Raw genomic sequence first — 12,479 nt, 5'->3', positions numbered from 1 at the left:
GAATTGGATTAGTGTTGATGATCCGGTGAGTGCGTGGACATTCATTGAAAGCACTAATATTGTTCGGCAATACTATGAAAATGAGATAAAAAAACTTGCTTTATTACACTCTCCACTCATCCCTTCTTTCTTTTGCAATATGTGGTGAATCCAAGTCGCAAAATCCTAATTTAAAATACTTGGTATTGTAGGATCTAGCTAAAGACCTGAATTACTCAAAATAAACTTACAATAAATCATATAGGATCAGGTAAAATTATAAGATTTGAAAAAGATTAACGTGAAAAATTTACTCCTGACAATCTTCTCGCTGCTTCTTTTTGCCATACCTGAGTTAAGCGCTCAAACCCAAATAGATGACGGGACGGAAAATCCACTCATATCTCAAGAAAGAGGTAGGAATATCATTTCCTGTAACGCATATGATGCGATTAAATACAATGGGCATACCTTAGCAGACTTAAATAATACTGAAGGAAATGCCAGTGATTTGAATCAATTGATAGGCTCTCCGAGCTCGGTTAATAATGATAATGCTATCTTGAATGAGGTAGCTTATTATTATGGAGACAATAAAATAGCTTTTATGGAGGGAGAAGTTATAAGAATGGAGATAAAAAAAAGCAACTGGCCACTGACTATAACCGGAAAAACGATCACTGTGGGAGACACTTTTTCGCAGATGAAACAGAAGTTTGGAAATGATCTTAAAATCATCTACAAACCAACCATTGATGATAATTATACCGTTTCATTTAATTGCAATGGAAATGAAAGAGATGGATTATTAATCAATTTTAATACCGCAACCAACAAAGTGGTGGAGATTATTTACTTTGTAAATCCATGAGATTATTATTTGTTATCCCCAAAATGCTTTTCGCCCAAATTAACTCTGGCAGCGAAAGTCCTCTTCAAGCGCAAGAAAGAGGAACAAATATGATCTCCTGCAGTGCCTATGATTCCATTACGTATAATGGTCATACCATTAATCAGATAAATGCCACAGACGTAAACAATGCTGGTGTTCAATCGCTATGGGGTTCATATACTTCTGTTAACAATGATTCAGATCGGGAAAAACTGTTTATGTTTGGGAGTGTGAAAGTGGCATTTAATACTGAGTTTTCGAGGTTAACTAATATAGAAATTCCAACAAATCAATGGCCTGTCAACATACTTGGGAAGGAAGTTAGAGTAGGAGATCATTTCAATGATTTAAAACAAAAATTCGGCAATGATCTCAAGATTATTTATAAACCTGCAATTAGTCCAAATTATGTAGTTACTTTTAATTGCTCTGGGAATGATTATGATGGAATTTTAATCGATTTAAGTACAACAACAAACAAAATTATAGAGATTATTTACTTTGTAAATCCCTGAATTTAGTACATCTCCTGAATTCTTTTCATTTGAGCAGCTTCCTCGTTCTGAACCTCTAGTATCCCTACATCAAAATAAACTGCTTCACAGGATTTATTTTTTTCGGATAACTGTTTCTCATATCCGTCTGTTAAGTTCCTTATCTTTGAGGGATGATTCGTTGGTTGTTATTCATTCATTGAACAACCCTAAACGAATAGGCGAAATCTCGTAATATTAAAGTCAGACACAAAACAATACATGTCTATCAACAAAGAGCAGGTTAAATCGGCACTCAGCCAGGTTTTACACCCCGAAGAACAACGCGACCTCATTTCCCTGGATATGGTTCAGGATGTCATTGTTCAGGATAAATACATTTCCTTTACGCTGGAATTTCCCGAAAAAAATGAAGGACTGGAAAAGCAATTATCACAGAAATGTGAAGAAGCTATCCAGAAGTTCGTAGACAAAGAGGCGATAGTTGATATTCAGGCGGCAGTAAATCTTTCCAAAAAGCGCGAGATGGAAGCCTCCAAACCCGGTCAGCAGCAGGAACAACAGCAGGAAATCTTGCCCGGTGTGAAAAATATCATCGCGGTGGCCTCCGGAAAAGGCGGAGTAGGAAAATCTACCGTAGCCGTGAACATTGCTGCGGCATTGGCCAAAAAAGGAGAAAAAGTCGGGCTGATGGATACCGACATTTATGGCCCCAGCATTCCCACTATGTTTAATATTCATGACCGGCCGAATATCACCACGCAGAAGAAATTGGTTCCGCATGAGAAGTTTGGCATTAAGCTGGTTTCGATGGGCTTTTTGGTAGATGTAGACCAGGCTATGGTATGGCGCGGGCCAATGGCTACCAGCGCGGTTAAGCAGTTTATGACCGATGTGGAATGGGGCGAACTCGATTACCTGATTCTGGATTTGCCTCCGGGAACCGGCGATATTCAGCTTACCATTGTACAAACTGTGCCGTTAACCGGAGCTGTCATTGTTTCTACTCCGCAAACAGTTGCCCTTGATGATGCCCGCAAAGGCGTGGCTATGTTCAAGAAAGTGAACGTGCCTGTTTTAGGGATGGTCGAAAACATGGCCTATTTCACACCACCAGACATGCCGGATAAGAAATACTATATTTTTGGCAAGGGTGGCGCTGCCCATCTGGCTCAAGAAATGAACGTGCCGGTATTGGCTGAAATACCGCTTCAGCAAACCCTGCGCGAAGGTGGTGACTCCGGAAAACCCATTGTACTGGAAGACAGTGAATCCCCAGCGGCAACCGCATTGATGGAAGCCACCGGGAATATGCAACAGCAGCTGGCACTCCGGAATAAAGAGCAGTCACCGACTAAGAAGGTAGACATTAAGTTCAGGCCTTAAAGAGGCTTGAAGTCGCTTACAAAGCGCTGAATAGCTTCGGGCAATTGGTCTTGCTTAATGATCTCTAGATGACTGTCACGAATCATGGTAAACTGGCGCATGTATTCTTCGTTTATGTACGCCCGTATTTCCCTGCCGTCGTCACTTGCGGGGTTTGGACTGTCGGAGGCTACAGCTTTGTGAAATACTTCTTCTTTTACCCCGGCCTTCACCACTTCTTCAGGCACCTTTAAAAAGGTAGAGATGGAGAGGGCTATGTTATTATTGGCATCCGGTTCGGTAAGGTCTATAAAGAAAAGAAAACCTTCTTTCTCATTATAGGTGCCACCCTTGGCAACAAAGGATTTCGTTAACTGTTTCTTTGCGTATTGCAGCCGTTCGATGTCTGCTGAATCAGTAACCTTATAGCTGACGCTGAACTTTATATCAGTTGATGCTTGTCCAAAAATAAGATTGGGCATTAAGGCCAAACCGAAAAGAACAAGAAGGCGGGAAGGGTTAAAAATGAACTTATTCATAGCTCTGTCTATTTAGTTAGAGTTAAGGTTTAAGAAAGAAATGGTAGCCTTAAGTAATAGACAGTGCTTGATTTAAGTTTGATCTATTTTAGTTATTTAGATGTTAAATTCAAAATCCCAATCCATTGGTCATTGTGATTTTGAATTTGGAGATTGTAACTTCCTCGCCCTTAATCTACCACACCATATATATGGATCTTATCTACCTCTTAGACCTCATCGGTACTTTCGTCTTTGCCATAAGCGGCATTCGGATAGCTTCCCGAACCAATATGGATGTGTTTGGTGCTTCTGTGGTGGGCTTTGTAACTGCGATTGGAGGCGGAACCGTCCGGGATTTGCTGCTCGACAGTCACCCTATTACCTGGATGGCCGATATGACGTACCCATTGGTGATTCTGGCTGCCGTACCCTTCACTTTTCTGATGGGCAAAAGACTGAATAACTACAGCAAAACTATTTTCATCTTTGATACGATCGGGATTGCTTTGTTTACCATTATAGGGATGGAAAAGGCGCTTTCGTTTGGGTTGAACCCGTTCATGGCCGGAATGATGGGCATGATTTCAGCGGTGGTTGGCGGGGTTACACGAGATGTTCTCTGCCGGGAAGTCCCACTTATCTTCCGCAAAGAGATTTATGCCACCGCCTGCCTTGCCGGAGCAGTGATCTTTTATTTGGGACTTGAACTTAGTTTTCCTGAAAACCTGAATTACCTTATTACAACAGCTGTGATTATTACCATCCGTACCGTATCCATTAAATGGAACCTGTCGTTGCCCAAGATGAAAAAGGTATAGGAGTAGATTTTTTGTGACTCACAATCCCGGGGTGAAATACTCATCTCGCGGCGAATGCCCGAGATCTTGTTGCTGTTTTAGGTTACCTGGGTGAAATCAGAACAAGATTCCTGCTCGCGGAGGAATGACATGACCACAAGGAAAAGTTAAAGCTCAGATGCCTTTTTGTTACTCCTTCGTCATCTCTTCAAAATGCTCTTCCAGCTTTTCCGGGGTTTGGGTGATTTTGCTGACGCCCCAGGTGGCCAGTAAACTCAGAGTAAACGCTGGAATCAATTCATAGAGATTGTTCTTCAAAACAGGCACAAAATACCAGATTATAGTAACGGCTGTTCCGGTGAGAAGGCCGGCAATTACGCCTGCCTTGGTGGTCTTTTTCCAGTAAAGGGCTAAAATGGAAGTCGGGCCAATGGATGCGCCTAATCCTGCCCATGCAAACAGCACCAGCCAGAACACAATGTTTTGAGCAACGAGTCCGAAGACCAAAGAAATAGCCACTAATAGCACGACCACTATGCGGCTGTACAAGACCAGCTTTTTCTGGGGAATCTCCTCGTCTTTTTTAAGCAGTTTGTCATAAATATCCCGAACCACACTGGAGGCAGCCACCAATAGTTGTGAATCGGCGGTGGACATAATTGCGGCAAAAATTGAAGCAATTACTACTCCAAATAAAATGGGATGAAGCTGATTCTGAGCTAGCAGCGGATACAGGTTTTCGGTGTCGGATGCGGGAAGCATATCCACTTCTGGGAAGTAAGCCCGCCCAACGAGGCCAATTAAAATGGCACCTCCGGCCATCAACACATTCCAGATAGTTCCGACTACCGCTGCATATTTAAGCTGTTTGGCGTCATCAATCGACATATACCGGGACAGGATATGAGGATTACCGGGAGAACCAAGTCCAATACCAATGAATCCAATAAAGGCTCCGAAGCCAAGAGCAGTTGGATCAACAAAAGCGGTATCCTGCAGGCGAAGTTCGTTCATGACCACGCTCCACCCTCCCATATCATAAATTGCAATAATGGGCAGAAAGACGAGGGCTATAATCATGAAAAAAGCCTGGATGGTGTCAGTCAGGCTTACGGCCATAAATCCACCCAGAACGGTGTATAGCAAAATAATGGCTGCCGATAAGAATACACCCATATTTTGAGTGATGCCAAAGCTGGAAGCGAAAGCCTTTCCTCCCGCTACAAATTGAGAAGAGACATAACTCACCATAAAAACAAGGAAGATGACAACCAGAGTAATCCGGAGAGAGCCGGATTTATCATCAAAGCGTTCGGCAAAAAAGTCAGGAACGGTGATACAGTCGTAGCGTTCTGAAAATTGCCGGAGCCGCCTGGCATAATACATGAACAGAAACCACTCTACCACGATGTATCCAACGGCAGCCCAAAGAGCAGAAGCACCCTGCGCATAAGCCATCCCAGTAACTCCGAGTAACAACCAGGCACTTCGGCCCGAAACAACGGCGGAAAGAGCCACAACTAACCGGTTCATTTTCCGTCCGCCAATAAAGAATTCGGAAATTCCTTCAGATGAAAAACGGGCCGAATATATTCCAATCCCGAAAAGGATAATCAGGTAGCCAATGAAAGCAGCGATAACATAGCCACTTCCATCAATCGATATGGTATTTAGTTCATCCACAGGGTGAAATTCCAAAACCCAAATCCAAATTTCCAATACGATTCAAATTGGAAATTGGAATTTGAAAATTTGATCACGGGAAAATGCCCATTTGCTCGTACATGATGCCAATCTTATTAATGGCATTGATGAAAGCAGCCGTTCTCAGGTCATCAAGATTGTGCTCGTTCCGAACTTCAGCAATCTGCTCATAAGCGGTGATCATGGTTTCCTCCAAGCCGGAATCAACCAGGTCATATTCACCAGCTCCATGGGCTAAGTCTTTAAGCTCTTCATCGGTAAACTTGCGGTCTGAGATATTCTCAATAACGCTCAGGATTTTTTTCATGCTGGTTTCATCAAACCGCTTACTCAACCGGCCATAGCGAACATGTTGAATATCTTTCAGCCATTCGAAATAAGATACGACCACACCGCCTGCATTCAGGTAGGTGTCAGGCAAGATCAGTGCGCCACGTTCTTTTAACATGTCGTGAGCATCGGCAGTTGTAGGACCATTTGCAGCCTCGGCTATGATTTTTGCTTTTACATCCGCTGCGTTGTCGCCGGTGATCTGGCTTTCCAGTGCAGCCGGAATCAGGATATCACATTCTGAAGTTAGTGCGTTGTCACGGTCCTTTAATTCTTTGGTATTTCCAAAACCAATAATAGATCCGGTTTCTTTTCTGAACTCCATTAGTTTTTCTAAATCGATGCCATTTTCATCATAGATGGAACCTTCAATTTCAGCAACACCCACCATTTTGGCTCCGGCTTCGGTCATATACTTTGAAGCGTGATACCCAACATTACCGAGTCCCTGAACCACAAAGGTTTTTCCTTCGACCCCGGTTTCAAGGCCGATTCTTTTCATGTCTTCTTTATTATTACATGCTTCACGAATCCCGAAGTAAACACCCCGGCCTGTAGCTTCTGTTCGTCCACGGATACCCCCTTGCTGAATCGGCTTCCCTGTTACGCAAGCTTCAGCGTTCAGGTCGTCTTTCATTTGGCGATAGGTATCCAGAATCCATCCCATTTCACGGGCGCCGGTACCATAATCAGGAGCAGGTACGTCAACACCAGGGCCAATAAATCCTTTTTTGATGAGCTCGTATGTGTAACGCCGGGTAATGCGTTCGAGCTCGTTCTCTGAATACTCCCGCGTGCTGATTTTGACTCCCCCTTTGGCACCACCAAAAGGCACATCTACAATCGCACATTTATAAGTCATGAGGGCAGCCAGAGCCATGGTCTCATCTTCATCCACTTTATGGCTGTAACGAATACCACCTTTAGTAGGTAATTTGTGATGGCTGTGTTCAACCCTCCAGCCTTCAATTACCTCAATAGACCCATCATCGCGGCGAACGGGAAAGGTAACATGGTATACCGTGTTACATATTTTGATTTGAGCTAAAATACCCTTGTCAAAACGGGTATATTTGGCTGCCTTATCAAAGTTCTTGTTGACCTGTTCATAGAATTTATATGTGGACATATTCCGTGTCTCCTTAGCTAATTTTGAAGTACCTGATGGTCGCAATTATATGACAGAGAAACAAGGGAAAACCGGCTCTAATCAGCGACGGAAAGGGATACGTGAAGGTGATCAGCTGTGCCTGTGTGGCGAATGGTGTTTAATCCCATAATTTCAAGAGAGCCGCGAAGCAACATGTTTCGAAATTCATTTCTGCCGATTGTTCTAAGATCTATGGCGTGTACATATCCTGTTTCTTGCCTGAAATGAAGAGAGCGTTGGTTGAGCGGTAATCCCATGGCGGCATAATCTTCTGGTTGCCGCTGAATATCAGTGACTACCAGGTCATTATCGGCCAGAGTTGTTGTGGCGATAGCGACCCTCAAAATAGGATGCATGGATCTATACACTTCCCGAATCTCTTCACTTTTAGCATTTACTGATGAAATATACATCACCCCATAAAAACAGAAAGCGAATACAAGAGCTCCAATACCACCAAGGCTGAATTTCAAAAGCATTTTTTTATTTTCAATCCGCCTGAACAAAAAGAAAATGTAAAAGAGAAGCAGTAAAACTGTGGCAAAGATTCCGCCCCCCAGTGCCAGCCAGCCATTCCACCCGTAGGATAGATTCAGAAGTACAGAAGTTCGGATAAGCAGAAAGAAAGGCATAATAACCAGGCCGATGATCATCATCAGTCCGAATAAAATACGAAAGCCGGTTTTTTTCTTTTTCTGTGGTGAATCGGTTTGGGGAGCTGAAGTTGCAACCCCGGTTTTGTCCATATTCAGTAGCCAGTCGATATCTTTTTGGGAAATCTTATCCATGGCTGTTTGAACGAATAAAAGCTTCTTGGGTTACACGCTTCGGTAGGATCGGCGTAATAAAAAGGGGAAGCTTTGAAGAATGACGACCAACACCAGTACAATGGGAATAATCTCGTATGAATTTTGAAGTATAGCCTCACTTAAATTCATTAGATGATACATAAATAAAATCCCGGAGGTAAAAAGGGTAAACCCATATGCCCAGCTGGCTCGTGTCCAAAGTGAGAAGCTGCTTATAAGGGATGTTGCACCTACAATAATAGAGGTGGCAATGGTAATTATGGGCAGATCATTAAATTGAAATTCAAAAAGGTTTCCCGAAAACTGACCGCTCTGCAGTGAGCCAACTAATTGTATAAACTGATAAAGCCCAACAAAAAGGAAAAACAATTGCAGGAAGAGATGAATTCTGCGGTCTTTAATAGTCATTCGGAAATAAATTTAGGGTTTGGTAGGTCTCTCACTAATACCTAATTCCAAACCCTTAAAATTGTTCCCTTAAAATGAATAAAGATATTAAGATGGAAAATCAGGCTTTTTCCGTCTCAACAAAAATGGGATCGTCCTGGCGGAATACGTTAACCGTAAATAAAACTCCAACAGCACCAACGACTGAATAGAACGCTGTTCCGGCAAGCCCAACAGCCTGAACAATAAAAGTACCGGCTAAGGCGCCAAGTACACCAAATGCCAAGCTCGGAAGCATGGTTACACCACGGTCTTTAGTGATTACACGACTAAGCCATCCAATTACCAATCCAATGGTGATATAACTCAATAAATACATAAGCGTCATGGCAGCTCCTGTTTTTTGTTAATATCTATTAAATAAATGGGATACAAGGGTATTGCGTTCCTCTGACCTTCACAACTTTCCCAAAATTAACATAGATTCTCCACTTCAAATCACTTCAATAATATAGATCGATATGAAAAAACTACTCAGCTCATCAATTCTTGCACTCCTTTTAATAGTGGGATGCGCCCCCAGCGAAAAAGAAATTTTTGACAAAGCCATGGACATCCATGAAAGGGTCATTACCCTGGACACACATGTAGATATCAATGTGAATAATTTCACAGAAGAGACCAATTACACGCAGCGACTGGATACACAGGTGGATCTGGTTAAAATGGAAGAAGGCGGACTGGATGTAGTTTGGCTGGTTGTATATACCGGGCAGGATACTTTGACTGAAGAGGGATATGCCGATGCCTATGACAATGCAGATAGTAAATTTGAAGCCATTCATCGCTTAACTGACGATATCGCTCCCGATCAGATTGAGCTGGCGACGACTTCTGAAGATGTTCAACGCATCATTTCCGAAGGAAAAAAAGTAGCGATGATTGGTGTGGAGAATGGCTATCCGGTTGGAACAGATCTTTCCAGAATTGAAGAGTTTTATGAAAGGGGAGCACGCTATATGTCGCTTTCCCATAATGGACATAGCCAGTTTAGCGACTCCAACACCGGAGAAGAAGATGACGAATGGATGCATGACGGCCTGAGTGATTTAGGAAGAGAAGCCATTGCTGAAATGAATCGACTGGGGATGCTGATCGATATTTCCCACCCTTCCAAAAAAGCGAATATAGAAACAATGAAGCTATCCAAGGCTCCGGTCATTGCTTCACACTCTTCAGCACGGGCAATGAATGATGTGAGCCGAAATCTGAGCGATGAAGAACTGATGCTGCTGAAAGAGAATGGCGGAGTGGTTCAAACGGTAGCTTTCCGAAGCTATTTGGATTCTGAAAAACACGCTGCATGGCAGGATGCCTCGCGCACAATTTTGGAAGAAGAAGCCGGAAAATTAGGTTTTGAGCTTTTAAACTGGGGCGATATACGTGAAATGAACGAAGAAGAACGCGACGAATACATGGAAATGTATCGTACAGCTCAGGATAATGCCGAGCCTCGGATTGTGGAAGAAGTGAACAGTATGTACCCGCCGGTAAGTGTCTCAGACTTGATTGATCACCTGGATTATATGGTCGATTTAATTGGAATAGAACACGTGGGAATCAGCTCTGATTTTGACGGCGGCGGCGGCGTTTACAACTGGATGGATGCCTCCGAAACCTTCAATGTGACGCATGAGCTGGTAAAACGTGGTTATTCTGAAGAAGAAATCGCGATGCTCTGGAGTGGGAATTTACTCCGGGTTTTGGATGAAGCGGAAGCCGTTGCCTCCGAAATTCAAGCTCAGGAAGAGTAAACGAACACCCAACAAGGAACTCCGAACTTTGAACCATTCCGTTCAAAATTCGGAGTTCGATGTTCCTTGTTCGGTGTTTAACTGTTCAAAAATCATTAAAGCCAAATTATCTTTCTGCAAAGAAAAGTTAGAAAAAGGTTATTCCCTTTAAACCCCCGCCTAATCTTTTTAACTTAAAACCTCATTAAATTCATTTAAACAAAATCATAAAAGAGTGATTGCAGAAGCAGACGTTTCAACAGACGTCAAGATTTTAAAAGCAGATTTAAATAACCCTAAACACGCCTCAGATATAGTCAAGATTGTAGACCTCTTTGCGAGAGATCCTATGGGGCAGGATGAACCGCTGGATGAGGAAGTCCGCGTAGATATGATCGCAGAGATGAAGAAAGTGCCCACCACCATGACCTACATTGCCTATGCGAATGAAAAAGCACTAGGTATTGTAACCTGTTTTGTAGGATTTTCAACTTTTACCGCCAGCAAGGTATTTAAAATTCATGATGTGGCGGTTCACCCCGACGCTCGTGGAATGGGAATCGGAACCATGATGCTGGAAAATATTGAGGAAGAAGCCAGGGAAATGGGCTGTTCCAAAATTACTCTGGAAGTTCGGGAAGACAATCCAGCGCGGCGCCTGTATGAAAAACAGGACTTCGAGTATGGCGATCCTAAGTGGTATTTCATGACCAAAAATTTGAACTGATATCCTGATATCAGCCTAACAACTTCAAAGCCTCTTCTTAACTGAAGGGGCTTTTTTTTGTAAAACGATGCTTCCCAAAGATTTTTAGGTACATATTAGTTAATAATTTGTTTCTAAAAACAGTTAAAACAACACTAATTTGTAACGTTTTTGCATTTTTTTACTCTTGGAGATGTAAGCAATTAAAAAATGTCCGGTCATAGATAGTTAGCTAACTCTTAATTGCTGTTATAAAAAGAACACCAATTAACAGAGGTAATCTATGTCAAGTAATATGTTAAAAAAGCTAAGTTCCTTACTAATAATCGGAGCTTTAGTCATCACGGGATGTGATCAATCAACAAGCATAAATAAACAAGACGAACTCACCAAAGAAGAGAAAGCCGAGCAAATACTGGCCAAGCAAGACCAGCCAATCGAAGGGCAGTATATTGTAGTATTCAAAGAAGAGGGCAATGAGCGGCGACTAGGAAAGACGCAACGAGCGCAACTGGTCGATCAAAAGATTAATTCCATAACAACTGAGAACAAAATTCCTGAAGCAAATATCAGGAATACCTATAAGTATTCAGTAAGCGGTTTTGTGGCCGAGCTGGATGAAGATCAACTCAATGCTCTCAGAAACGACGATAGGGTTGATTATGTAGAGCAGGACAGAATTGTCATACTCTCTCCTCCTAAAGCAACACAATCATTCTGGTGCATCTATTTCGGAATTGGTTGCGATTATGGCGGTGGAGACCCTCAGGTAACTCCGTATGGCATTAATCGTGTTGGTGGAGCTGTTGACGGGGCCGGACTTACCGCATGGGTCATTGATACAGGAGTGGATCTGGATCATAATGACCTCAACGTTAATACATCGTTAAGTACATCATTTGTATCAGGTGAAAGTACAGCTGATGATGGTAACGGACATGGTACTCATGTAGCTGGTACGATTGCTGCCCTTGATAATGATATTGACGTTATTGGAGTAGCAGCTGGTGCCACTGTGGTTGGCGTAAAAGTATTGGACAGTAATGGAAGCGGTGCTTATTCCGGAGTAATCAACGGAATTGATTACGTTGCTGCCAATGGATCATCCGGTGACGTTGCCAATATGAGTTTAGGAGGAGGAACATCTCAAGCGGTTGACGATGCTGTTAAGAGTGCTGCAGATAACGGAATCATGTTTGCTCTTGCGGCCGGTAACGACGGAGCCGATGCTAACAACTCGTCTCCCGCCCGTGTCGAATACAACAATGTATGGACGGTTTCAGCAATCGACAGCAACGACAACTTTGCATCTTTCTCCAACTATGGAAACCCACCGATTGAATATGCTGCACCCGGCGTGGATGTTGAATCTCTTTGGAGAGACGGTGGCGTAAATACCATTAGTGGTACCTCCATGGCAACTCCACATGTAGCTGGTGTTCTTCTGGTAACAGGTGGTAATCCTTCTGCCGATGGAACCGCAAATGGTGATCCTGATGGAACTGCCGATCCTATTATTATCCAATAAGAATAATATCAGGCTTAAAGCCAA

At 42.8% G+C, this 12,479-nt stretch carries 13 protein-coding genes; 7 read left to right on the top strand and 6 right to left on the bottom strand.

The window, feature by feature from the left end; all coding sequences use genetic code 11:
* The first annotated feature begins 265 nt into the window (after positions 1-265).
* The 3 genes from RIB15_RS05100 (at position 266) to RIB15_RS05090 (ending at position 2,751) form a co-directional block, all read left to right on the top strand.
* The gene (locus RIB15_RS05100; RefSeq protein ID WP_350201072.1) at positions 266-850 is read left to right on the top strand and encodes a hypothetical protein; all 585 of its coding nucleotides are present in this window, start codon (positions 266-268) and stop codon (positions 848-850) included.
* Positions 847-1,386, top strand: a complete 540-nt coding sequence (locus RIB15_RS05095; RefSeq protein ID WP_350201071.1) for a hypothetical protein — start codon at positions 847-849, stop codon at positions 1,384-1,386. The genes RIB15_RS05100 and RIB15_RS05095 overlap by 4 nt, the downstream gene beginning before the upstream one ends.
* Positions 1,387-1,626: 240 nt before the next feature.
* On the top strand, positions 1,627-2,751 hold the full coding sequence (locus tag RIB15_RS05090; RefSeq protein WP_350201070.1) for an Mrp/NBP35 family ATP-binding protein: 1,125 nt from the start codon (positions 1,627-1,629) through the stop codon (positions 2,749-2,751).
* Here RIB15_RS05090 and RIB15_RS05085 read toward each other — a convergent pair.
* Entirely contained in the window at positions 2,748-3,269 is a 522-nt protein-coding gene (locus tag RIB15_RS05085) for a hypothetical protein (protein ID WP_350201069.1), read from the bottom strand. The genes RIB15_RS05090 and RIB15_RS05085 overlap by 4 nt on opposite strands.
* Before the next feature lie 191 nt (positions 3,270-3,460).
* Between RIB15_RS05085 and RIB15_RS05080 the strand changes: the two genes are divergently transcribed.
* Complete coding sequence (locus tag RIB15_RS05080; protein ID WP_350201068.1) at positions 3,461-4,069, top strand: trimeric intracellular cation channel family protein; 609 nt, start codon at positions 3,461-3,463, stop codon at positions 4,067-4,069.
* A gap of 168 nt (positions 4,070-4,237) precedes the next feature.
* Here RIB15_RS05080 and RIB15_RS05075 read toward each other — a convergent pair whose 3' ends face one another.
* The 5 genes from RIB15_RS05075 to RIB15_RS05055 all read right to left on the bottom strand — a co-directional run bounded on the left by RIB15_RS05075 (position 4,238) and on the right by RIB15_RS05055 (position 8,816).
* The gene (locus RIB15_RS05075) at positions 4,238-5,746 is read right to left on the bottom strand and encodes a sodium/proline symporter (protein WP_350201067.1); all 1,509 of its coding nucleotides are present in this window, start codon (positions 5,744-5,746) and stop codon (positions 4,238-4,240) included.
* 58 nt (positions 5,747-5,804) lie between these two features.
* Positions 5,805-7,211: a Glu/Leu/Phe/Val family dehydrogenase gene (locus RIB15_RS05070; protein ID WP_350201066.1), complete on the bottom strand. Its 1,407-nt coding sequence runs from the start codon at positions 7,209-7,211 to the stop codon at positions 5,805-5,807.
* Between the two features lie 77 nt (positions 7,212-7,288).
* A complete protein-coding gene (locus RIB15_RS05065; protein WP_350201065.1) occupies positions 7,289-8,020 on the bottom strand; it encodes a hypothetical protein in 732 nt (243 codons plus the stop codon).
* A gap of 30 nt (positions 8,021-8,050) precedes the next feature.
* Positions 8,051-8,449 (bottom strand): hypothetical protein, encoded by a 399-nt coding sequence (locus tag RIB15_RS05060; protein WP_350201064.1) that lies wholly within the window; start codon positions 8,447-8,449, stop codon positions 8,051-8,053.
* A gap of 100 nt (positions 8,450-8,549) precedes the next feature.
* The gene (locus RIB15_RS05055) at positions 8,550-8,816 is read right to left on the bottom strand and encodes a GlsB/YeaQ/YmgE family stress response membrane protein (protein ID WP_350201063.1); all 267 of its coding nucleotides are present in this window, start codon (positions 8,814-8,816) and stop codon (positions 8,550-8,552) included.
* Between the two features lie 133 nt (positions 8,817-8,949).
* On the opposite strand from RIB15_RS05055, the gene RIB15_RS05050 reads away from it, so the two are divergent.
* The 3 genes from RIB15_RS05050 (at position 8,950) to RIB15_RS05040 (ending at position 12,455) form a co-directional block, all read left to right on the top strand.
* Positions 8,950-10,242 carry a dipeptidase gene (locus RIB15_RS05050; protein WP_350201062.1) on the top strand — a complete coding sequence of 431 codons (1,293 nt, stop codon included), beginning with the start codon at positions 8,950-8,952 and terminating at the stop codon, positions 10,240-10,242.
* A 214-nt stretch (positions 10,243-10,456) separates the two neighbouring features.
* Positions 10,457-10,948: a GNAT family N-acetyltransferase gene (locus RIB15_RS05045; RefSeq protein ID WP_350201061.1), complete on the top strand. Its 492-nt coding sequence runs from the start codon at positions 10,457-10,459 to the stop codon at positions 10,946-10,948.
* A gap of 262 nt (positions 10,949-11,210) precedes the next feature.
* On the top strand, positions 11,211-12,455 hold the full coding sequence (locus RIB15_RS05040; protein ID WP_350201060.1) for a S8 family peptidase: 1,245 nt from the start codon (positions 11,211-11,213) through the stop codon (positions 12,453-12,455).
* The last annotated feature ends 24 nt before the right edge of the window (positions 12,456-12,479 follow it).

The sequence above is a fragment of the Gracilimonas sp. genome (genome assembly GCF_040218225.1).
Classification (GTDB): domain Bacteria; phylum Bacteroidota; class Rhodothermia; order Balneolales; family Balneolaceae; genus Gracilimonas.
Note: the sequence above shows the minus strand (reverse complement) of the source record. Positions and strands in the feature narration are given on the sequence as shown.

What these genes read in the sequence shown, in the direction of transcription:
- RIB15_RS05095 (WP_350201071.1), top strand. Translation starts at nt 847, where the DNA reads ATGAGATTATTATTTGTTATCCCCAAAATGCTTTTCGCCCAAATTAAC.
- RIB15_RS05090 (WP_350201070.1), top strand. Translation starts at nt 1,627, where the DNA reads ATGTCTATCAACAAAGAGCAGGTTAAATCGGCACTCAGCCAGGTTTTA.
- RIB15_RS05085 (WP_350201069.1), bottom strand. Translation starts at nt 3,269, where the DNA reads ATGAATAAGTTCATTTTTAACCCTTCCCGCCTTCTTGTTCTTTTCGGT.
- RIB15_RS05080 (WP_350201068.1), top strand. Translation starts at nt 3,461, where the DNA reads ATGGATCTTATCTACCTCTTAGACCTCATCGGTACTTTCGTCTTTGCC.
- RIB15_RS05070 (WP_350201066.1), bottom strand. Translation starts at nt 7,211, where the DNA reads ATGTCCACATATAAATTCTATGAACAGGTCAACAAGAACTTTGATAAG.
- RIB15_RS05065 (WP_350201065.1), bottom strand. Translation starts at nt 8,020, where the DNA reads ATGGATAAGATTTCCCAAAAAGATATCGACTGGCTACTGAATATGGAC.
- RIB15_RS05060 (WP_350201064.1), bottom strand. Translation starts at nt 8,449, where the DNA reads ATGACTATTAAAGACCGCAGAATTCATCTCTTCCTGCAATTGTTTTTC.
- RIB15_RS05055 (WP_350201063.1), bottom strand. Translation starts at nt 8,816, where the DNA reads ATGACGCTTATGTATTTATTGAGTTATATCACCATTGGATTGGTAATT.
- RIB15_RS05050 (WP_350201062.1), top strand. Translation starts at nt 8,950, where the DNA reads ATGAAAAAACTACTCAGCTCATCAATTCTTGCACTCCTTTTAATAGTG.
- RIB15_RS05040 (WP_350201060.1), top strand. Translation starts at nt 11,211, where the DNA reads ATGTCAAGTAATATGTTAAAAAAGCTAAGTTCCTTACTAATAATCGGA.